Below are 21,840 nucleotides of genomic sequence, written 5' to 3'. Positions count from 1 at the left end.
GGGCCCGTGGGCTCGGGCTCGGGCGCAGACGAGGGTGACGAGGCGGTAGAAGCAGGAGCGGAAGGGACCGGTGCCGCCTCGACCCACGACTCCGGTGGTGACACGCACGCGCTCAGCGCCAGCAGCGCGGCTCCCATGACCAACGCCGTCAACCGCCGTGCCCGCATGCCGCCCCCAAGATGTCGCCGGATACCCGCTGCACCATGAGGTACGGCGAGCACCGGCCATCCGGTTCACCACGCGATCCGGCCGGCGCGCTCACCATCGAGCACGCCGGCCGGACTGCGTCACGGACGGATCAGCGGGTGGCCATCGCCCGGCCTCGTCCGAGGCGGGCCGCGAGCACCTGTTCGATCAGCGAGACCAGGATGCTCTTGACCGACTCGCGGGACCGGGCGTCGCACTCGACGACCGGTACGTGGTCGGCCACGCCGAGCGCCTCCCGGATCTCGCCCATGTCGAACCGGTTGATCCGGTCGAACACGTTCACCCCGAGCAGGAACGGGATGTTGTGTTCCTCGAAGTAGTCCAGGGCCGGGAAGCAGTCCTCGATGCGTCGCGTGTCGACCAGGACCACGGCGCCGAGCGCGCCGTCGACCAGGTCGTCCCAGAGGAACGCGAACCGGTCCTGTCCGGGCGTGCCGAACAGGTAGAGGACCAGCGACTCGTCGAGGGTGATGCGGCCGAAGTCCAGGGCCACCGTGGTGGTGGTCTTGGCCGCGACCTGCGACGTGTCGTCGACGCCGATCGACCGCTCGGTCATCTCGGCCTCGGTGACCAGGGGCTCGATCTCGGAAATCGCACTCACGAAAGTGGTCTTCCCGACGCCGAAGCCGCCGCTCACCACGATTTTCACCGAAATCGGTGACGTCAGGCGGCTAGAGGGCGCGTACACGATCCCGAATCCTCTCGATCAGCTCAATGGAAAGCTCGTCCTGCTGCTCGGAGACCTGGATGTACTTCTCAGCAATCAGGTCTCCGACCAGCACACGAGTCACGCCGAGCGGTGTGCGCAGCGCGGCGGCCACGTCCGCGAGGGACATCGGCTGCTGGCAGATCTGGACTATTCGCTCCGCCTCGAACCGCAGCGGCGCGGAGAGCGCCGCCGGCAGTGCGAAGAGCAGCGTCTCGATGCGGAGGTTGTCCGCGAGCGGCCGGGTCCGGCCGCCAGTCACCAGGAACGGCCGGATGATCGGGTCTTCCGGCTCGGAGGGCCCGGAAGGCCCGCCGTTCCCGTCCGCCGCGTGCCTGCCGGAGTGATCGTCTGTCCGGTCCCGTTCGGCCTGCTTCTGTTGCTGCTGCCAGTTCGGGAACATGCGCGGATCCGGCATCCGCAGTCCGGACTCGGGATCGCTGGTCACAGGCCCAGGTGACGTCGGGATTCCGCGATCAGGGCCGGGGTGAGCAGCGAGCCGAACCGGTCGGTGAGCATGGAGATCTCGTACCCGATCAGGCCGATGTCGCTGTCGCCGGTGGCCACCACGCCGAGCACGCTGCCGCCGGTGATGACGGAGACCAGCAGGAACCCGCGCTTCATCTCGATCATGATGAGCTTGAGGCCCTCGAACTCGTACTTCTTCGACGCGCTCCGGGCCAGGCTGGCCATGCTGGACACGATCGCGGCCAGGTGGTCCGCCTCGGTCCGGTTCAGCCCGTCCGAGGCGGCGATCAGCAGCCCGTCGGAGGAGACGGCGACCGCGTCCTTGACGCCGTCCGTCTGGTGCACGAAGTTGCCGAGGAGCCAGTTGAACTGGTGCCTGTCGGTCTGAGTGTCGACGCTCATGCGCTGCTACCTCCGCCTTCGGTGCCGTTGTGATCGTTGGTGCGGACATCGGTCTGTCCGCGCTGCATGCCTGCCCGCAGTGCCGTGAGCCGGTTGCGGATCTCACCGGGCGAGGAGTCGACCGCGGCCGCGGGTGCGGCCGGCGCGGCGGCTGCCGCCGGGGCCTCGGGGGCCTCGGCCTTGACCGGACGGGCCGCGCGCTTGCGGAGCCCGTTGCGGGTGTGCTCCACCTCGCCGGTCTCGATGTTCCGGGGACGCGGTGACGCCTGCTCCGCGACCGCCTCGGCGGCGGCCTCCGCGGCCACGACCTCCGGGGACGGCGGCACGGTCAGGTACTCGACCACGCTGGGCTTGACCCGGCCGCCGATCGCCAGGAACGGCGCGTCCGGCGAGTGGGTGGGTGCCCCGGAGCTGACCAGCGGCCGGCTGACCTCGGGCGATCCGGGCGGCGTGGTGTTCGCCAGGTCCGGGAAGACCGGGATCGAGGCCGGACGCTCCGGCGCCGGGGTCTCCCGTCCGCCGCTGGCCGTGGCGAGCACGCTCACCGGCAGCAGCACGCGGGCGGTGACGCCGGTGACCGGCGAGGACGCCAGCTTGACCTCCGCGCCCATGTCCCGGGCCAGCTGACCGACCACGTAGTGGCCGAGGTAGCGGGCCGGGGCCGTGATGAAGTCGCCCTCACCGCGGAGACGCGCGTTCGCGATCTCGATGTCCTGGTCGGTCATGCCGACGCCCTGGTCGACGATCGCGATCAGGTACTGGTCGCCGACGCGGCGGCCCTGGATCTCCACGTCCGAGTCCGGCGGGGAGAACGTCAGGCCGTTCTCGATCAGCTCGGCCAGCATGTGTGCGAGGCCGCTGACCACCGCGCCGGCGATGAACGCGTCGTCGATCCGGCGGAACGAGACCCGCCGGTACTCCTCGACCTCGGAGACCGCGGCGCGGATGACGTCCGCGATCGGCAGCGGGGCCGACCACTGGCGCGGGCTGGACGAGCCGACGAGAACCAGGAGGCTCTCCGCGTTCCGTCGCATGCGGGTGGCCAGGTGGTCCAGCTCGAACAGGTTGGCGAGCGCGGACGGGTCCGTCTCCTCCCGCTCCAGCGTGGTGATGAAGCCCAGCTGGCGGCGGAGCAGGTTCTGGTTGCGGCGGCCGAGGTTGGCCAGCGACTCCGTGGTCGACTTCCGCAGCAGCGCCTGCTCGGTGGCGAGCGCGTACGCGGTGGCCTGCACGTGGTCGAACGCATCCGCCACGGACCGGATCTCGGACGACGCGCCGCGGGCCAGCCGGACCGGCGTGAGCGGTGGCCGCTCCTCGTCCGGCGACAGCTCCTGGGCGATCGCCACGGCCTGCGGCAGCCGGATCTCCGCGATGTGGTCGGCCTCGTGGGCCAGCGCGTCCAGCGGCCGGGTGATCGACCGGGACGCCAGGATCAGCAGCACGATGGCGCCGGCGATACAGGCGACGACGATCACGAGGAGCAGGATGATCTGGTTGACGGCGGCGGCCTGCAGCTCGGAGGCACGGTCCTGGATCGAGGTGGCCGTGGTCCCCTGGATCCCGGTGGTGCCGTTCAGCAGGGTGGTCATCGCGGACGAGAAGAGCTGGGTGTCCGCGAAGATCTCCCGGCCGTCGGCCGAGGTGTCCGCGATGCCCTCGAAGCGCTCGACGGTCCGGGCCGAGCCGGTGTCCAGCACGCGGGCGAGCTCGTCGCGCTGGGCCTGGGTGGCCTGTCCGGCGAACTCGTTGACGGCCGCGTCCTTACGGGCGACGAGCGCGGCGTAGTCCAGGTAGTCGCTGACGCCGTTGAGCTCGAACGTGCCGCGCAGGAACACCTCGTTGAGGATGGCGGCCTCCTGGGAGGTGGCCTCCTTCAGCGCGCTGAGCGAGTCCAGCACGGCCACACTGCGCCGCAGCGACTGGTCGTTCAACCGGTCGAGCGCGAAGTCGATCGTGTTGAACGAGGTGATCCGGTCGGTGAAGAAGACGATCGCGCTGTTCAGCTTGATCGAACGCGCGTCCACCTGCCCGCGGATCGTGTTCAGCGTCCCGAGTCCGTTGACCGTGGTCCGGATCCGGTTGTCGACGTCGTCGTTACCGAGCAGGTTGGTCACGTCGCGCATCCGGGCGTCGACCGCCTCGCGCGCCGGCGCCAGCCGTTCCGCGACCTGCTGGTTGCCGGTCAGCAGACCGACGGTGACGCCACGTTCGTCCTGCAGCGCCTGTACCAGCTGCTGCACGCCGACCGCGAGCGTGACCGCCCGGGTGGTCTCCCGGGCGTCGTTGTAGTCCCGGACCTCGCCGATGACGACGACTCCGAGAAGGGCAAGAACACCGGCGAGCGGGACCGCCAGAAGGACGGCAAGGCGCTGGCGGATCGGGCGGCCCTGCCGGAGCTTCTGCCCCGGCGTGGTACCCGATCCGCGACCAGGCCTGAGAAACCCGCTCAGCCGCGATGTGCGTTGCACGGCTGCACTCAACACCGACCTCCAAATAGCAGACGCGGACATCGGCTACCTCCCGGTACATGACCGGGCCGCATCAGCTGTGGCGGTCTAGGTGGCCTGGGTTGCAGTTCGACAGGAATCGCGCGTCTCTTAGGTATGCGCGAGCCCATTTCAGGCTTTCGAGCTGCGAACCGCCAGTAATTGATTCGTCACTCAGAGTTGAGTTTACGCGCCACCCAGTCGTGAAACTCCGTTATGTGATGTTCGCTCGGAACCAGTACGCCGCCGGCCGCGTACGCCCGGGACGACATCGCGGGCTGGCAGCGCTCACACGCGTCGAAGTCCTGCCGGTTCACCCGGTCGAACAGCTCCACCGAACGGCTCACGTCACGGCCCTCGCCGACCACGTGCGGCAGGTACAGCCAGTCGCACTCGACCACGGTGCGGTCGACCGCGAGCGGGAACATCCGGTGCAGGATGACGTGGTCCGGCACCAGGTTGATGAAGACCTGCGGCTTGATGGTGACGGCGAAGTACCGCCGGTCCTGGCCCTCGTCCACGGTCGGGATCCGGTCCAGGCCCGCGCTCCCGTCGACCGTGAAGCCCTCGATGCCGGGCCCGAACTCCGCGCCGTGCCCGACGAACGACTGCGCCGCGTACCCCCGGGAGAACTCCGGCAGCACGTCGACCAGCTCCGGGTGGATGGTCGCGCAGTGGTAGCACTCCATGAAGTTCTCGATGATCAGCTTCCAGTTCGCCCGCACGTCGTAGGTGATGCGGCGGCCGACCGCGAGGTCCGCGATCTGGTAGTTGCCGATCTTCTCCGCGTCGCCGAGCCGTTCCGTGCAGGCGCCGACCACGTCCTCCTCGAACGACGGCGGCGTGTCCGCCAGGCACACCCAGACGTAGCCGAGCCACTCGCGCACGGCCACCTTCACCAGGCCGTACTCCGTGCGGTCGATGTCCGGCATCTTCACCAGGTTCGGCGCGGCCGCGAGCCGGCCGTCCAGGTCGTAGGACCACGCGTGGTAGGGACACCGGAACGTGCGCTTGACCTCGCCGGACGCCTCCGTGCACAGCGTCGCGCCGCGGTGCCGGCACACGTTCAGGAACGCGCGTGCCGCCCCGTCGCGGGACCGCGTGACCAGCACGCTCTCCCGCCCCACGGTCACGGTCCGGAACTGGCCCGGCCGTCCGATCTCGCCGGACCGGACCACGCAGAACCACATCGTCTCGAAGATGTCCGCCTGTTCCCGCGCGAAGATCTCCGGATCCGCGTAGAGGCGTCCGGGCAGCGTCGGCTGGAGACTCGGCGGCAGGCTCACGATCGACATCGGCAAACCCCTTCAAGGTCACAATCATGCGGGGGTACGGGGTCAGAACGCCCTTTTCGGGTCGAACAACCCGATCGGGTGGCTTGTGGTGCCGGTGGTGGCCAGGTCTGCCAGGATCTCGCCGACCACGGGCACGAACTTGAAGCCGTGCCCGGAGAACCCGCAGGCCACCGTGACGGTCGCGTGCTGCGGGTGCGACGCGACCACGAAGTGCTCGTCCGGCGTGTTCGTATACATGCAGGTCTTCGCGCGCAGGAACCGCCCGGGAGCGCCCGGCAGCACCCGGCCCAGGTGCTCCGCGACGCGCGCGATCTCGTCGGCGTGCACCTCGCGGTCGATCGTGTCCGGCGTGCACTCCTGCCCCCGGCGGAAGAATGCGACCTTCACGCCGCCGTCCGGCCCGTCCAGCGCCGGGAAGCCGTAGATCTGCGTGCCGTCCGGGTCCTCCCAGATCCAGATCGGGTGCCGGTCCGGCCCGAAGTCCGCGATCGGCGCGCGCGGCGCGAACCAGTACTGCACCTGCCGCTCCACCACCAGCGGCACGCCCAGGTCGGCCAGCATGCGCGGCGCCCACGCGCCGGGCGCGACGACCAGGTGCCCGGCCTCGTACACGCCGGTCTCCGTGGTCACCCGTACGCCGGTCGCGGTCGCCTCCCAGGCCACCGCGGGCTCGCCGAAGCGCAGCTCCGCGCCGGCCTTCGCGGCCAGCGCCAGGTGTGCGCCGACCGTCTCCTCCGGGCGCACCAGGCCGGCCTTCGCCTCGTAGAGCGCCACGTCGTCCGGGCCCGGGTCCAGCGTCGGGAAGCGCCGGCGCAGCTCGGTCGCATCGAGCATCTCGTGCGCGAGGCCCCACTGCTCCGCGCTGCGCCGGGAACCGGCCACGGTGCGGCTGCCCGGCGGGCCGATCATCAGGCCGCCGGTCAGCGTGATCACGTCCGCGCCGGAGTCCCGGGCCAGCCGCTCCCAGAGCTCATAGGCATTGAGCAGCAGCGGTACGTACGCCGGGTCCTCGAAGTAGGACTGGCGGGTGATCCGGGAGCCGCCGTGGCTGGCCCCCTGGTCGTGTGCCGGTCCGAACTTCTCCAGCCCGAGCACCCGTTGCCCCCGGGCGGCCAGGTGGTAGGCGGCCGAACTGCCCATTCCACCGAGTCCCAGCACGATCACGTCGTAAGCAGGCATGCGCGGTCCTCTCGTACCCACGAAGGATCTTGATCTTTACACGCGGACTCTGGAGCCTTTCGGGTCGAAAAGCGGCTCGACAGCGACTGTGGCCGGGACTTTCGCGCCGAAGTAGCCGATCTCCACCGCAGTGCCGGGAACGCTCACCGACGCGGGCAGCCAGGCGTAGGCGATCGAGCGGCCGATCGTGTAACCCCAGGCCGCGCTGGTGACGTAGCCGACCGGAGCGCCGCCCGCGAAGACCGGCTCCTTGCCCATCACGACCTGGTCGCCGTCGATCAGCAGGCAGGTCAGGCGGCGTGCCGGGTTCTCCCTTCCGGCCAGCGCATCGGCGCCCACGTAGTCGCCGGGCTTGACCGCGAAGCCGAGACCGGCCTCGTAGGGGTCGTGTTCCGTGGTCATGTCCACGCCCCAGGCGCGGTAGCCCTTCTCCAGGCGCAGGCTGGTGAACGCGCTCCGCCCGGCCGCGACCAGCCCGAACCGCTCCCCCGCGCGCCACAGCACGTCCCACAGCCGCAGTCCCAGGTCCGCGCCGGTGTAGAGCTCCCAGCCGGACTCGCCGACGTAGGAGACGCGCAGCATGGTGACCGGCACGCCGCCCAGGTGCGCGCGCCGCGCCCGGAAGTAGCCGAAGCTCAGGTCGTCGCCGGTGAGCGTCGCGGCCAGCTCGCGCGCCCGCGGCCCCCACAGACCGAGGCAGCAGGTCCCGGGCGTGAGATCGTCGACGCGCACGTCCGGCGGCGCGTGCCGGGCCAGGTGGTCGAGGTCGAGGTTGCCGTTCGCGCCGACCTGGAAGCGGTCCTCGGCCAGCCGGGCCACCGTGAGGTCGCTGCGGATGCCGCCGGCCCGGTCGAGCATCAGCGTGTAGGTGACCGCGCCGACCGCCCGGTCCACGTTGTTGCTGGTCATCGCGTTCAGGTAGGCGGCCGCGCCGGGTCCGGTGACCGCGAGCCGCTTGAGCGCGGTCATGTCGAACAGCGCGACCGACTCCCGGGCCGCACGCGCCTCCGCGGCCGCGATCGGCGACCAGAACCGTGCGGACCACTCGTCCCGCTCCGGCAGCTCCGGGCGGGGCAGACTCCTGTTCGCCTCGTACCACTGCGGCCGCTCCCAGCCGGACGTCTCCAGGAACACCGCGCCCAGCTCGCGTTGCCGCTGGTGGAACGGGCTCACCCGGAGCGGGCGGGCCTTCGCGGGCGGGTCCAGCGGGTGGATGATGTCGTAGACCTCGACGAAGCTCTGCGCGCTGCGCTCGGCCACGTAATCCGGCGCGAGCTGCGCCTCCTCGAAGCGGTGCAGGTCGGCCTCGTGCAGGTCCAGGCTCGGGCGGCCGTCGACCAGCCACTCCGCGACCACGCGGGCCGCGCCGGCCGAGTGCGTCACCCAGATCGCCTCGGCCAGCCAGAACCCGCGTACCTCCCGCGACTCGCCGAGCAGCGGGAACCCGTCCGCGGTGAACGAGAAGACGCCGTTGAAGCCATCTCTTGTGTCGGGAATGCCGGGCAGGAGCTCCCTTGCGCCCTCGAACGCGGGCGCGAAGTCCGCCGGTGTGAACGGCAGCATGGACGGCATCGACTCGGGCGTGGTCTCGGTCTGATCGAACGTGACCGGCATCGGCCGGTGGCTGTAGGAGCCGATGCCGAGGTGGTCGCCGTAGCCGCGGAAGTACAGGTCACGGTCCTGGTGGCGGAGGATGGGCAGGCCGGGCGGCAGCGTCACCGGGCCGGTCCGCGCGTACTGGTGGGCCATCGGCAGCAGCGGCACCGGCTGACCCGCCAGCGCGCCGACCTCCGGGCCCCAGAAACCGGCGCAGGAGACCACCACGTCCGCGGGCCAGGTCGTGCCGTCCGCGGTGCGCACCCCGGTCACCCTGCCGTGCTGCTGATCAATACCGACAACCCGTTGCCGGGGTACGAATCGGGCGCCGAGATCCATCGCCAGTCGGGCCTGCGTCTCCCCGGCCGCGACCGCGCGCACCAGGCCGTCGCCGGGGATGTGCAGCGCACTCCGGACTTTCGCGGCGTCGAGCAGCGGAAACAGCGTCACGGCCTCGTCGCTGGTGATCAATCGGGCCTCGATGCCCCAGGCCGTGGCGAACCCGTGCCGTCGCGTGAGCTCCGCGTCCCGCGCCTCGGTGGTGGCCACCTCCAGCCCACCGGTCCGCTCGAACGCCCCTATTTCCGCATATTTCGTGACCGTGTACCGCGCCATCTCGGCCATGGTCTTCGACGGGTTCGTCTGGAAGACCAGGCCGGGCGCGTGTGAGCTGGAGCCGCCGGCCGCGAAGAGCGGGCCGCGCTCCAGCACGGTCACGTCGGTCCAGCCGCGCCGGGTCAGCTCCTCGGCGAGCGCACAGCCGACGATGCCGGCCCCGATGATGACCACCCGTGGCATGGGCCCACCTCCGCTGTCTCATTTGATGCTTCCGGGTGCGTGATACGCAACAGATTCTTCCCATGTGGGTGCTGAGTGAATAACTCAGCACCCACAGTTGCCTGCTCTAGCTCGCCGGGATCCAGGGCTTCCAGGTCGACTCGTGCTCCTTGACCCACTTCGCGGCCGCGTCGTCCGCGCTCATTCCCTGGTTCGTGATGTAGTCCGCGACCAGGTTCTGGTCCTCGTTCGTCCAGGAGAAGTTCTTGACCAGCGTGTACGCGTCGCCGCCGGTGTCCTGGAACTTCTTGGACGCGATCTTGTCGAGCACGTAGTCCGGGTAGTCGCAGTTGACCTTGGCGGGGTCCGCGTCGCAGCCCTCGGTCCAGGCCGGCAGCTTCACCCGCACGTACTTCTCCTGCGAGAACAGCCACTGCGGCTCGTAGAAGTAGAAGAGCAGCGGCTTCTGCTGCGCGGTCGCCTGCTGCGCCGCCTTGATCAGCGCGGCCTCGCTGCCGGAGTAGACCACCTTGTAGTTCAGGTTCAGGTTCGTCACCAGCGCCTCGTCGTTCGTGACGAACGACGGGTCGCCGTCGAGCAGCTGGCCCTTGTCGCCGGACTCGGACGTCTTGAACAGGTCCGCGTACCTGTTCAGGTTCGCGCCGTCCGTGATGTCCGGGTACTTGTCGGCCATCCACTGCGGGACGTACCAGCCGATCACGCCCTGGTTGCCGGTCGGGCCCACGGTGACCGCGACCTTCTTCTCGTCGATGTAGGTCTTCTTCAGGTCGTCGTGGCCCCAGTTCTCCACGATCACGTCGACCTCGCCGGTCTCGAAGCCCTGCCAGGCGACCTCCTCCTTGAGGCTCTTCTCCTCGACCGTGTAGCCCAGCTCCTCCTCCAGCAGGTGCGTGATGACCGCGGCGTTCGCCTCGTACCCGACCCAGGCGTTGATCGCGATGTTGACGGTGCCCTTGGCCTTCTCGTCCCCGGCACCGGACGTGACGCCCCCGCAGGCGGTCAGCGTGAGCACGGCGACAACGGCCGCGGCGGCGGCTGATCGGCCTCTTTCTGATCGGCTGGTTACTGATCGGGTGCCCTCTGATCGGCTGGCTTCCGGCTGGCGCATGGAAAGGACCTCTCTCCTGTTACGCGGTGGGGGTGACGGTGGTGACGGCCGTGTCGCGTCGGCGGCCGGCACCCTGCGTGAGGCGGTCGAGGAGCACGCCGAGCAGCACGATCGCGAGCCCGGCCGCGAAGCCCTTGCCGAAGTCGGACCGCTGCGCGAAGCCGGCGACCACGTCGTATCCGAGCGCGCCCGCGCCGACCAGCCCGCCGACCACGACCATGGCCAGGACCATCACGATCCCCTGGTTCGCGGCCAGCAGCAGCGCGGGCCGGGCCACCGGCAGCTGCACCTTCCGGAGCAGCTGCGCGGGCGTGGACCCGGCGGACGCGGCGGCCTCGACCACGGTGTCCGGCACGTCCCGGATGCCGCGCTCGACCAGCCGCACCACCGGCGGGACCGCGTAGATCACCGATGCCGCGATCGCGGTGAACCGGCTGGCGCCGAAGAGCGCGACCGCGGGCAGCAGGTAGACGAACGACGGCATGGTCTGCGCCGCGTCCAGCACCGGCCGCAGCACCCGGCCCGCCAGGTCGCTGCGCGCGGTCCAGACGCCGAGCGCCACGCCGGCCAGCAGCGTCAGCACGGTCGCGAGCAGCACGGTCGCCAGCGTCTCCATCGCATGCTGCCACAGCCCGAGCAGCGCGATCCCGGTCAGCGCGCCGACCGCGACGAGCGCGGCCCGGACCCCGCTGACCATCAGCCCGACCCCGAGCACCGCGGCCATGACCAGCCAGAACGGCGACTCGGTGAGCACCTGCTGCAGCGGGTTGAGCACGCCCGCGGTGAGCACGTTCTTGATCGCGTCGGTGACCGGGTAGAGATGCAGCTCGATCCAGCCGACCACGTCGTTCACCGCCGGCGCGAACGACCAGCGCACCGCCTCCGGGAACTCGCCGCCGCCGTTGACCAGCGCGCCGGCCAGCGCGGTCAGGGCGGCGAGCGCCCACGACAGCCGCCGGCCGCCGAGAGCGCCGCGCCATGCCGCACCGCCCTGGTCTGCCACGCGGCGTGCCTGATGATGGGTGGTGTCCGCGCGGTCGGCGGCGCGGGAGGTGATCCGGTCCAGCACGATCGCCATCACCACGATGGCCACGCCCGCGTCGAACGCCAGGCCCACGTTGACGCGTTCCAGCGCGCGGATGATCACCTGGCCCAGGCCGGGCGCGTCGATCAGCGCGGTCACCACCACCATGGACAGTGCCATCATGATCGTCTGGTTGACCGCGAGCACGATCGCGCGCCGGGCCATCGGGAGCTGCACGCCGCGCAGCACCTGCCAGCGCGTGGCACCGATCGAGGTGGCGGCCTCGACCGTGGTCGCGGAGACGCCGCGCAGGCCGAGCGCGCTGATCCGGATCGCGGGCGGGATCGCGTAGATCAGCGTGGCCAGCACGGACGCGGGCTCGCCGATCAGGAACAACAGGGTCATCGGCGCCAGGTACGCGAACGCGGGCATGATCTGCATGACGTCCAGCACCGGGTCGAGCACGGCCCGGACCGCGTCGCTGCGCGCGGACAGCACACCGAGCGGCAACCCGATCAGCACGGCCAGCAGCACCGCGGACAGCGTCAGCGACAGCGTGTCGACGCTCTCCTCCCACAGCCCGAGCACGCCGAACGACAGGAACCCGGCCCCGGTCAGCACCGCGATCCGCCACCCGGCCAGCACGCCCGCGAGCGCGCCCGCGACCGCGGTCAGCCCGACCCAGCCGAGCCCGGTCAGCAGCGACTGCACGCCACCGACCAGCAACGACACGCCGAACCGCAGGTAGTTCACCACGAACAGGAAGACCGGGTTGACGTCCCGGTTGTCGTCGACCCAGTCACGCAGGCCGGTGAAGACGCGGAACGCGCCCGCGTCGCCGTCGTGCGGCAGCGTCGCCCGGCCGCGCAGCAGCGCGTAACCGGCGATCAGCAGCACCACGAACGCGGCGAACAGCGTTCCCCGCCCCGGCCGCCAGGCGATCCGGGACGACGGCGCCGGAATCGCGGTCACGCCACCGCCTCCGCGGACTTCCCCGCCGTCGTGTCCCCCGCGACGGCCTTCCCGGCAGAGGACGGCACAGCCGGTTCCGTGCCGGGGGCGGGATTCGCGGGCGCGGCATGCTCCCCGGTGGCGGCGGCCGGCTCCACGGCCTCCGCCGGCTCCACGTCAGAGGCGGGATTCGCGCCCACCGCGGGAGCCGGGCTCGCCGGAGCCGAGGCCGCGGCGGGCGATCCGATCAGGACGGTCAGGACCGCGTCGCGGTCGATGACGCCGAGCAGCGTGTCGCCGTCGGTGACCAGGACCGGGCGGTCCGCGCGGAGCACGGTCTCCACCGCGTCGCGGATCACGGTGGTGCCGGGGACCGACGGGCCGTCGCGCGGCTCGTCCGGTGCGGGCGGGCGGGCGATCCAGCGGCAGGTGAGCACGTCGGCGCGGGAGACGTCGCGGACGAAGTCCGTCACGTAGTCGTCCGCGGGCGCGCCGACCAGTTCCTCCGGCGTGCCGACCTGGACCAGCGCGCCGTCGCGCATCACCGCGATCCGGTCGCCGAGTTTGAGCGCCTCGGAGAGGTCGTGCGTGATGAAGACCATCGTCTTGCCGATCTCCCGGTGCAGGCGGGTGACCTCGGCCTGCATGTCGCGGCGGATCAGCGGGTCGAGCGCGCTGAACGGCTCGTCGAAGAGCAGCACGCCCGGGTCGGTGGCGAGCGCACGCGCCAGGCCGACGCGCTGCTGCATGCCGCCGGAGAGCTGGTCGGGGTAACTGGCCGCGTACCCGTCCAGCCCGACCAGGCCGAGCACCTCGCCGGCGCGCCGGTGCCGGTCCGCGCGGCCGACGCCCTGGATCTCCAGCCCGTAGGCGATGTTGTCGATCACCCGCCGGTGCGGCAGCAGCCCGAAGTGCTGGAACACCATCGCGACCTCGTGCCGCCGCAGGTGCAGCAACGCCTTGCGGCCCATCCCGGTGACGACCTCGCCGCCGATGCGCACCTCGCCGCCGGTCGGTTCGATCAGCCGGGTCAGGCAGCGGACCAGCGTGGACTTGCCGCTGCCGGACAGTCCCATCACCACGAAGACCTCGCCGGGCGCGACCGTGAAGCCCACGTCCCGCACCGCGACCAGGCAGCCGTGCCGTTCCCGCAGCTCGGCCCGGGACAGCGTGCTGCCCACGTGCTTCTCCGCGCCGCGGCCGAAGATCTTCCACAGGTGCTGTACGGATATTGCCGCGTCGCCGGTCATCCGGGCTCCTTCAGGGACGGATCAGGTCGGCCGCGCGTTCCCCGGCCAGCAGCACCATGACCATCGGGTTGACGCTGGTCATGGTGGGGAAGATCGAGGCGTCCGCGATGCGCGCGTTCGTGGTGCCGCGCAGCCGCAGGTCCGGGCCGACCACGGCGAGCGGGTCGTCCGGCGCGCCCATCCGGCAGGTGCCGGCCGGGTGGTAGACCGTGTGGTGCACGGCCCTGCCGTACGCGGAGAGCTCCGCGTCCGTGGTCAGCGCCGGTCCGGGCGCGATCTCCCGGGCGATCCAGTCCTTGAACGGGCCGTTCGCGGCGACCTCGCGGGCCAGCCGCAGCCCGTCCACGACGGTCCGCTCGTCGTACCCGTCCGGGTCGGTGAAGTAGCGGAAGTCCAGCGCGGGCTTGGTGGCCGGGTCCGCGTCGTGCAGCCACATCCGGCCGACGGAGCGCGGGCGCGGCACGTTCGGCGTCATGCCGAAGCCGTGCGCGGGCACGTCGTAGCCGAGCCGTTCCGTGTTGAACGTGAACGGGATCTGGTAGAGGTGGAACATCAGGTCCGGGCGGTCGGTGGACGGATCCCGGCGGATGAAGAGACCGGCGTCGGAGTCCATCGCGCTGTTCGCCGGGACCGGGCGGGACGCCTCCCAGAGGATCAGCGACTCCGGGTGGTCGAGCAGGTGCTCGCCGACGCCGGGCAGGTCGATCGCCACCTCGATGCCGAGCTTCTCGAGGTCGGCCGCGGGCCCGATGCCCGAGAGCAGCAGCAGGCGGGGTGTGTCGATCGCGCCGGCGGCCAGCACGTATTCACGGGTCGCGCGGATGACACCGTGCGTGCCGTCGGCGTGCTCTACCCGTACCCCCGTGATCTGATCTTGATCTTGATCTAGCTTGTAGGCCCAGGTCGAGGTGCGGATCGTCAGGTTGGGACGCCCGAGGTGAGGGTGCAGGTAGGCGACGGAGGCGGAGCTGCGCAGCCCGGTGGCCGCGTGGTAGCCGACCGGGAAGAAGCCGGTGCCGTCCGCGAACGGGGCGTCATTGAAGTTCTTGTGCACGGGTACGCCGGTGGCGGCCGCCGCCGACTCCACGAAGGCCCTGCTCAGGCCATTGCGGTGGGCTTCCGCGACCGGTTCGATGTGGATCGCGAGCCGCTCCCAGTAGGGCAGCATGTCCGCGTAGCCCCAGCCCTCGGCGCCGGCCGCGACCCAGTCCGCGAAGTCGGCCGGCGGCGGCAGGAAGCTGATCATCGTGTTGTGCGAGGAGCAGCCACCGAGCACCTTGGCGCGGGAATGCCGGATGTGCGAGTTCCCACGCGGCTGCGGCACCATGCCGTAGTCGTAGTCGAACTCCGACTCGAGCAGGTTGATCCAGTTCCGCAGGCGGAGGATGCGCGCGTCGCCGACGTCGCTGGGGCCGCCCTCGATCAGGCACACCCGGAGGTCCGGGTCCTCGCTCAGCCGTCCGGCGATCACGGAGCCGGCCGTGCCGCCGCCCACGATGACCACATCGAAAATGTCGGATAAGTCGTCGGAACCTGCCACAAAACACCTCGATCCGTGAGGGTGTCTGTTGCTGATCGCACAACGCTGCGCCTATGTCGCAACAGCTTCGAGGGGCGAGCCGGAAACCGTCAACAAATATCGACGACTTTTACCGTATGGAAACGAGACGGCCCCGCGACCGGGTGGTCGCGGGGCCGCCTTCGGGTGATTCTCAGACCTTGGCCACCGGCTGCGCGCCCTCGGCGACCTCCAGCTTCTCGCCCAGGTCCAGGCTGGACCGGAGCTTCGTCGGCTTGAGGAACACCGCGGCCAGGATGCCGATCACGCCGATCGCGGCCGAGATCAGGAAGATGTGGCCGGTCGCGTCGCCGTAGGCGGCCCGCACGATGTCCTGGATCTGCGGCGGCAGTGCGGCCAGGTTCAGCGCGCTGGTGCCGCCGTCGCCACCGGCCGGGATGCCGGCCGCGGTCAGGTCGCGGGTGATCGAGTCGGTGACGCGGCGGGCCAGCACCGCGCCGAGCACGGAGACGCCGATCGTGCCGCCGAGCGAGCGGAAGAACGTGACCGTGGCGCTGGCCGCGCCGATGTCCTTGAGCGGCACGTCGTTCTGGACGGCCAGGATCAGGTTCTGCATGGAGAGGCCGACGCCGGAGCCGACCAGCAGCATCGCGCCGCCGACCAGGTACAGCGAGGTCTGGTGGTCGATCGTGGACAGCGCCAGGAAGCCGAGCACCAGCACGACCGTACCGGTGAGGATGTAGGGCTTGACGTTGCCGCTCTTGGTGATCATGCGGCCCGCGACGATCGACGAGACCAGCACGCCGGCCATCATCGGGATGGTGAGCAGACCGGCCTCGGTCGGGCTGTACCCGCGCCCGATCTGGAAGTATTGCCCCAGGAAGACCGCGCCGCCGAACATCGCCATGCCGACCGCGAGGCTGGCCAGGATGGAGAGCGCCGGCGTGCGCTGCCGCACGATGTTCAGCGGGACGATCGGCTCCTTGACCCGCGACTCGACCCAGACCGCCAGCGCGAGCAGCACCAGGCCGGCGCCGACCATCGCGCCGGTCTGCCAGGAGACCCAGGCGAACGAGTCGTCCACGAACGAGATCCAGATCAGGATGACGCTCACGCCGGCCGCGATCAGCGACGCACCCAGGTAGTCGATCTTCACGTCGTCGCGCTTGATCACCGGCAGCTTCAGCGTGGCCTGCAGCAGGAACAGCGAGACCAGCGCGAACGGGATGCCGGCGAAGAAGCACCAGCGCCAGCCCAGCCAGTCGGTGTCCACGATCACGCCGCCGATCAGCGGCCCGCCCACCGTGGCCAGCGCCATCACGCCGCCGAGGTAGCCGTTGTACCGCCCGCGCTCCCGCGGCGGGATCATCGCCGCGATCGCGACCTGCACCAGCGCCTGGAGGCCACCGACGCCGATGCCCATGAACGCGCGCGCCGCGATCAGCTGCGGCGTGTCCTGCGCGAAGCCGCTCACGATCGAGCCGAGCACGAAGATGACGATCGAGACCTGGATCAGCGTCTTCTTGCTCACCAGGTCCGCCAGCTTGCCCCAGATCGGGGTGGTGACCGTGGACGTGAGCAGCGTCGCCGTGACCACCCAGGTGTACTGCGTCTGCGTGCCGTTGAGCGCGCCGATGATCTGCGGCAGCGCGTTCGACACGATCGTGGCGCTGAGCATCGCGACGAAGAGCGCCAGCAGCAGACCGCTGAGCGCCTCCAGGATCTGGCGGTGGCTCATGGCCGCCGCGGGCTCCGCGGGCGGAGCAGAGGCTGCGGTGCTCATCGCACCGGGGGCTTGGGCGCTCATCGCGCGTCCTCCTTGGACAGATACGTGGTCATGTCCCGCGAGAAGCGGGCGAGCATGGTGGTGAAGTCGTCGATCTCCACGGGGGTCCAGTCGCGCAGCGCCTCGGTGGCGACCCGGCCGTACCAGGCGTGCATCTCGACCAGCGCCTCCCGCCCGAGCGGCGTCACGGTCAGCACGCTGGCCCGGCGGTCCTCCGGATCCGGCGTGCGCGCCACGAAGCCGAGCGTGACCAGGTGCGCGACCGCACGGCTGACGGTCGACGGGTCGAGGTAGGTGCGCGCGGCCAGCTCCTTCGAGTGGCATTCCGCGCCACTGATCTCCGCCATCAGACCCACGAGCCCCGGGGGTACGCCGTCAGTGGGCCGGATCTGCTTGGCCAGGCGCAGCACCCGCTGCTGTTCCTGCAGCCTGCGGATCAGTTCGGTCTCCATCTCGACCGCTCCCTCATGTGATTGGCACATACAAGCTTTCACCTAAGTTGCCCATTGCGCAAGTTTGCCCATTGGGAAGCAGATCACAGGTCTGGCTAGGATCTGCGCCATGGATCCGCAGCCGTCCGCCCTCTCCTCCGGCGCTCCGACCGGCATGTCGACCGGTGTCCGGGGCGGCGCGTCCGGCGGCGCTCCGGGCGGACTCCGGGAGCGGAAGAAGATCGCGACGCGGCAGGCGTTGCACGAGGCCGCGCTGCGGCTGGTCCTCCGCGACGGGCTGGCCGGCGTGACGGTCGAGGCGATCGCGGACGCGGCCGACGTGTCCCGGCGAACGTTCTCCAACTACTTCTCCGGCAAGGAGGAGGCGCTGCTCTACGGCGACCGGGCCCGCATGCGCGACTTCCTGGACACGATCAGGTCCCGCCCGGCCGCCGAGACCCCGTGGACCGCCATGCGCGAGACCATGCGCTCCCTGCGCGATACGTTCGGCGCACGCGGCCCCGGCGTCACCGCCCAGCTCCGGGTGCTGCGCAAACAACCCTCCCTGATCGTCAGCCAGGGCGCGATCTTCGCCGAGCTGGAACGGGAGCTGACCGCGGAGTTCGTGGCCCGCGGCGCCACCCCCGCACTGCGCGCCCACCTGCTGGCCGGCACCTGCCTCACCGCGGTCCGCGTCGCCACCGCCCAGTGGATCGAGGAGGACGGCGCCACTCCCCTGCCCGACCTGGTCGACGAGGCGCTCCACATCCTCCGCCCCGCCTTCGACGACTAAGATCGCCGCTGTGGCACGTATGACCCGCGCGGAGATGCAGGAGCACAACCGCCGGAAGGTGATCGCGGCCGCGCGCATCGAGTTCCTGGCCCGTGGCTTCCGGGACGCGAAGATCGACGACATCGCGGAGCGCGCCGAGCTGACCCGGGGCGCCGTCTACTCGAACTTCACCAGCAAGCGGGCGCTCTACCTGACCGTGCTGCTGGAAGCGCTGGCCGACGCCCCCGGAGCCGAGGTGCCCCCCGCGCGCCCGCGGACCGTCGCGGACGCGCTCGCCGTCTTCGCCCGCGCCTGGACCGCCCGCCTCCAGATGGTCACCGACGCCCCGCGACTGGACGCCGAACTGCTGCCCGAGATCATGGTCGCCAAGTCGCTTCAGCTACCGTTCGCGCAGCTCACCGGCCTTTCCGCGCTCATCCTCGGCCTGGTGCTGGAGCGGATGGAGAACGGCCGCGACCGCATGGTCCGCACCGCCGAGGCCGCGCTCACCACCCTCCACGGCGCGAGCCAGCTCGCCGCCGCGGCCCCGCACTTCGTCGACCCGTTCGCGATCACGGCCGCCGTCGCCCACCTGGCGCGCCTGGATCTCGGCGACGGTCCGGCCCCGCTCGACGGTGGCGAGCCACCCACCGGCAACCGGCCGACGTCCTTCGGCGGCGAGCAGCCGTCACTCGGGGCCGGCTGGCCGCCTCCGCACCTGCCGTTCACCGCGCCGGCCGCGGCCGTGGACGCGCCGTGGACGCCGCCCGCCGGCGCCGTGGACGCGTTGCGGGACCGACCGACGCCGCTGACCGAGGACGGCATCGTGGCGGTTCTCGGGCTGCACCGGCTCACCGCGGTCGAGGAGGCACTGCGCGGCGCGGACGAGCCGGTCACGCTGGTGCTGGTCACCGCGGACCCGGGCGAACTCGGACCGCTCGCCCGGCTCGTCGTCGCCGACATCGCGGCCTGCCTGCGCGCCACGGTCCCGCCGACCGCGCTGCCTCGGCTGCGCATCGTGCACGACGAGACCGGCACGATCGCGACCGCGGCCGGGATCCCGTCGCCCGGCGACGGCACCGAAGCCGCGATCCGCGTCGCGAACGGCCGGATCACCGCCCGCGCCACCGGCTTCGGCGCCTGCCACGCGGTCGCGGCCTACCACTGATAGGGCAGGAACTTCCCGTCCAGCGTCACGACCACGCGGTCCCCGGCCGGGTCCGGCTCGCGCCGGACGTCCATCCGGAAGTTGATCGCGCTCATGATGCCGTCGCCGAACTCCTCGTGGATCAGTTCCTTGATCGTCGGGCCGTAGACCTGCAGCACCTCGTAGAACCGGTAGATCGTCGGGTCGGTCGGCACCACCGACTCCAGCGCGCCGCGGCTCGGCTGCAGCCGCAGCGCCTCCACCACGCCCTCGTCCAGCTCCAGCAGTTCCGCGGCGGCGCGGGCCTCCGTCTCGCCCATCGGGTGCTGGCCCAGCAGCGCGGTCGTCACCCAGCCGACCGGCCGGTTCACGGTCTCCGCGATCTGCGCCCAGGTCAGCCCCAGCCGCACCTTCGCCGCCCGAACCTCCTGCGCCGCCTCACTCTTCGTCAACATCCGCACTCCCTCCACAGCAGACACCGGACATCGACGATCATCCCCCAGGTTCCCGCTTTTCCACCCCATCCTGAGACCGCGGAAGCAAGCTCCGCGAGAGGCAGGACCCCGCGCCCGTCCGGTCACACCCGCTCACGGCTTCCTAGGAGGCTGGCCCGATTACCGAAACCACACCGCCCTGACGCCACGGGCCGTTGCCTCAAGCCCTTCCGAGCCGAAAAACGCGAAACGTAACGCTCAGGCCAGATGCCCCAGACGCACGCTGACCTCGCGCGCCGCGGCCAGCACCCGCGCGGCCACCGCCGGAAACCGGTCCGCGGTCAGCCGGTACGACGGCCCGGACGTGCTGATCGCGGCCACCACCGCGCCCTCGTGGTCGCGGACCGGCGCGGCCACCGCGTTCAGCCCCACCTCGAGTTCCTCCGCCGTGAACGCCCAGCCGGTACGCCGCACCGCGTCGAGCACGTCGGACAGCTCCGCGGGCGTGCCGATGGTGTGCTCCGTGAAGCGCTCGAGCGGGCCGGCCAGCGCCGCGTCGCGTACCCCCGGCGGTTGAAATGCCAGCAGCGCCTTGCCGCTGGACGTCGCGTGGACGGGGGTGCGCTGCCCCACCCAGTTGTAGCTGGAGACGGCCGCGCGCCCGCGGACCTGGCTGATGTTGATCGCGTAACCGTCCGTGAAGACCGCCACGTTCACGGTCTCGCCGAGGTCGTCGGCGAGGCTCTCGCAGGCCGCGCGGCTGGAGACGGTGAGGTCGAGCCGGGCCGCGGCCGCACCGGCCAGGCGGACCATGCCGATGCCGAGACGGTACTTGCCGCGGTCGCTGAGCTGGTCGACGAGGCCGCGGTGCTCCAGCGCCCCGACCAGCCGGAACGCGGTGGACTTGTGCACGCCCAGCTCGGCCGCGATCTCGGTGACGCCGGCCTCGCCGCGCCGGGCGAGGATCTCCAGCACCGTCACGGCGCGGTCGACGGACTGGACCGGAGCCGGACCCGTGTTGCTCATCGCGCAACTGTAGCCAGCGACCGCCAGGGCGTGTGTGGTGGATCCACCGAACGCGCCCTAGTGCAACGACAGCACGTGCGCGTTTATCCGGCGTACCTCATCGGCCAGTTCTTCCAGATGCACCACCTGGACGCCGCAGGCGGTCAGCAGCGCGGCGCCGTCCCCCTCGACGAAGACCGGCGGTTCGCGCAGTGCGTAGACCACGCGCGGGATGCCCGCTTCCAGGATCAGCTCCGCGCAGGTGCGCGGGTGCGACGCCCGCCGGCTGCACGGCTCCAGCGAGCTGTAGACGGTCGCGCCGGACAGGTCCACGCCGCGGAGCTTGCGCAGCGCGGTCTCCTCCGCGTGATCGTGCGGGTCCGTCTCGCGGGAGTAGCCGGTGGCGAGCTCGCGCCCGTCCGGCCCGACCACGACCGCGCCCACGGCGAACGCGCTGCCGGAGACCGGGCAGAGACGGGAGAGTTCGACGGCACGGCCCAGCCACAGCAGGTCCGCCGTCACACCGCCACCTCGAAGCGGTCGGTGAGCAGGTAACGCAGCAGCACCACGTCGTCGATCTTACGGACCTCCGCGACCGTCATTCGCTGGTCGGACGGCCACGGCAGCGCGCCACCACCGGCGAACCGGGGCGCGGCCGGATCGCCGACCAGGAACGGCGCGACCACGAGCTGCAGCTCGTCGACGAGGCCGGCGGCGAGGAACTCCGCGTGCACGGCCGCGCCGCCCTCGACCATCAGCCGGTGGATGCCGCGCGCGGACAGGTCCGCCAGCACCCACTCGAGCGCGACGTCCGGCCCGGCGTCGACCACGGTGGCCAGGCCGTCCAGGCTGCCGACCAGCGCCGGCGTGGCCGTGGACGAGGCGTAGACCAGCTTGCGGGCGTCACCGACGGTGAAGAAGTGGGCGGCCGGGTCGAGGTTGCCCGAGCGGGTGAGCGTGACCTTGACCGGCGACGGCGGCTGGCTGCGGGCGACCCGGTCCGCGGAGCGGCGACGGGAGCGCACCACGAGCCGCGGGTTGTCCCGGCGCACCGTGCTGGCGCCGACCAGGATCGCGTCGCAGGTGGCGCGGATCAGGTCGATGCGGTCGAGGTCCGCGTCGTTGGAGAGGACCAGGCGCTCGGCGGACGCGTCGTCGATGTAACCGTCCACCGACATGGCGCAGCTGAGCAGCGTGTAGGGACGCGGCGACCCCATGACAACCCCCCGGCGCGCGACGAACCCGACATCGTCAGCGTAGTGGTCCAGCACGCCCG

18 protein-coding genes and 1 pseudogene are annotated in these 21,840 nt (G+C 71.1%); 2 read left to right on the top strand and 17 right to left on the bottom strand.

What is annotated here, in order from left to right; all coding sequences use genetic code 11:
- Positions 1-298 precede the first annotated feature (298 nt).
- From OP04_RS15225 to OP04_RS15165, 13 genes and pseudogenes are all read right to left on the bottom strand, one after another.
- Positions 299-895, bottom strand: coding sequence for a GTP-binding protein (locus tag OP04_RS15225; RefSeq protein WP_033340332.1), 597 nt, complete (start codon positions 893-895; stop codon positions 299-301).
- On the bottom strand, positions 879-1,361 hold the full coding sequence (locus tag OP04_RS15220; protein WP_232323599.1) for a DUF742 domain-containing protein: 483 nt from the start codon (positions 1,359-1,361) through the stop codon (positions 879-881). Before OP04_RS15220 ends, OP04_RS15225 begins: the two co-directional genes overlap by 17 nt.
- Positions 1,358-1,783, bottom strand: coding sequence for a roadblock/LC7 domain-containing protein (locus tag OP04_RS15215; RefSeq protein ID WP_033340331.1), 426 nt, complete (start codon positions 1,781-1,783; stop codon positions 1,358-1,360). The genes OP04_RS15220 and OP04_RS15215 overlap by 4 nt, the downstream gene beginning before the upstream one ends.
- The gene (locus OP04_RS15210) at positions 1,780-4,251 is read right to left on the bottom strand and encodes a sensor histidine kinase (protein ID WP_051797952.1); all 2,472 of its coding nucleotides are present in this window, start codon (positions 4,249-4,251) and stop codon (positions 1,780-1,782) included. Before OP04_RS15210 ends, OP04_RS15215 begins: the two co-directional genes overlap by 4 nt.
- A 188-nt stretch (positions 4,252-4,439) precedes the next feature.
- Positions 4,440-5,564: an aromatic ring-hydroxylating oxygenase subunit alpha gene (locus OP04_RS15205; RefSeq protein WP_033340330.1), complete on the bottom strand. Its 1,125-nt coding sequence runs from the start codon at positions 5,562-5,564 to the stop codon at positions 4,440-4,442.
- Positions 5,565-5,606: 42 nt separating this feature from the next.
- The gene (gene solA / locus OP04_RS15200) at positions 5,607-6,743 is read right to left on the bottom strand and encodes an N-methyl-L-tryptophan oxidase (protein ID WP_033340329.1); all 1,137 of its coding nucleotides are present in this window, start codon (positions 6,741-6,743) and stop codon (positions 5,607-5,609) included.
- 36 nt (positions 6,744-6,779) lie between these two features.
- Positions 6,780-9,137, bottom strand: a complete 2,358-nt coding sequence (locus tag OP04_RS15195) for a GcvT family protein (RefSeq protein ID WP_033340328.1) — start codon at positions 9,135-9,137, stop codon at positions 6,780-6,782.
- A 106-nt stretch (positions 9,138-9,243) separates the two neighbouring features.
- Complete coding sequence (locus OP04_RS15190; RefSeq protein ID WP_051797950.1) at positions 9,244-10,245, bottom strand: ABC transporter substrate-binding protein; 1,002 nt, start codon at positions 10,243-10,245, stop codon at positions 9,244-9,246.
- 19 nt (positions 10,246-10,264) lie between these two features.
- Positions 10,265-12,241 carry an ABC transporter permease gene (locus OP04_RS15185; protein WP_051797947.1) on the bottom strand — a complete coding sequence of 659 codons (1,977 nt, stop codon included), beginning with the start codon at positions 12,239-12,241 and terminating at the stop codon, positions 10,265-10,267.
- A gap of 206 nt (positions 12,242-12,447) precedes the next feature.
- Positions 12,448-13,470, bottom strand: a pseudogene (locus OP04_RS15180) (quaternary amine ABC transporter ATP-binding protein); the annotation flags it as partial.
- A gap of 10 nt (positions 13,471-13,480) precedes the next feature.
- On the bottom strand, positions 13,481-14,974 hold the full coding sequence (locus tag OP04_RS56445; protein ID WP_085066484.1) for a GMC family oxidoreductase: 1,494 nt from the start codon (positions 14,972-14,974) through the stop codon (positions 13,481-13,483).
- Between the two features lie 208 nt (positions 14,975-15,182).
- The gene (locus tag OP04_RS15170) at positions 15,183-16,772 is read right to left on the bottom strand and encodes an MDR family MFS transporter (protein ID WP_033340325.1); all 1,590 of its coding nucleotides are present in this window, start codon (positions 16,770-16,772) and stop codon (positions 15,183-15,185) included.
- Positions 16,773-16,792: 20 nt separating this feature from the next.
- On the bottom strand, positions 16,793-17,227 hold the full coding sequence (locus tag OP04_RS15165; protein WP_033340324.1) for a MarR family winged helix-turn-helix transcriptional regulator: 435 nt from the start codon (positions 17,225-17,227) through the stop codon (positions 16,793-16,795).
- 109 nt (positions 17,228-17,336) lie between these two features.
- Here OP04_RS15165 and OP04_RS15160 point away from each other — a divergent pair, with 109 nt between their 5' ends.
- Entirely contained in the window at positions 17,337-17,999 is a 663-nt protein-coding gene (locus tag OP04_RS15160) for a TetR/AcrR family transcriptional regulator (protein ID WP_198153836.1), read from the top strand.
- A gap of 19 nt (positions 18,000-18,018) precedes the next feature.
- Positions 18,019-19,146: a TetR/AcrR family transcriptional regulator gene (locus OP04_RS15155; RefSeq protein ID WP_198153856.1), complete on the top strand. Its 1,128-nt coding sequence runs from the start codon at positions 18,019-18,021 to the stop codon at positions 19,144-19,146.
- Here OP04_RS15155 and cynS read toward each other — a convergent pair.
- The 4 genes from cynS to OP04_RS15135 all read right to left on the bottom strand — a co-directional run bounded on the left by cynS (position 19,137) and on the right by OP04_RS15135 (position 21,781).
- Positions 19,137-19,580, bottom strand: a complete 444-nt coding sequence (gene cynS / locus OP04_RS15150; RefSeq protein ID WP_033340623.1) for a cyanase — start codon at positions 19,578-19,580, stop codon at positions 19,137-19,139. The two genes, OP04_RS15155 and cynS, sit on opposite strands and share 10 nt — an antisense overlap.
- Positions 19,581-19,817: 237 nt before the next feature.
- Positions 19,818-20,585: an IclR family transcriptional regulator gene (locus tag OP04_RS15145; RefSeq protein ID WP_033340322.1), complete on the bottom strand. Its 768-nt coding sequence runs from the start codon at positions 20,583-20,585 to the stop codon at positions 19,818-19,820.
- Between the two features lie 57 nt (positions 20,586-20,642).
- Positions 20,643-21,086: a deaminase gene (locus OP04_RS15140; protein ID WP_033340321.1), complete on the bottom strand. Its 444-nt coding sequence runs from the start codon at positions 21,084-21,086 to the stop codon at positions 20,643-20,645.
- On the bottom strand, positions 21,083-21,781 hold the full coding sequence (locus OP04_RS15135) for a RibD family protein (protein ID WP_033340320.1): 699 nt from the start codon (positions 21,779-21,781) through the stop codon (positions 21,083-21,085). The genes OP04_RS15140 and OP04_RS15135 overlap by 4 nt, the downstream gene beginning before the upstream one ends.
- Positions 21,782-21,840 lie beyond the last annotated feature (59 nt).

The sequence above is a fragment of the Catenuloplanes japonicus genome (assembly GCF_000717135.1).
Taxonomy (GTDB): domain Bacteria; phylum Actinomycetota; class Actinomycetes; order Mycobacteriales; family Micromonosporaceae; genus Catenuloplanes; species Catenuloplanes japonicus.
This window is presented reverse-complemented; position numbering and strand designations above follow the sequence as displayed.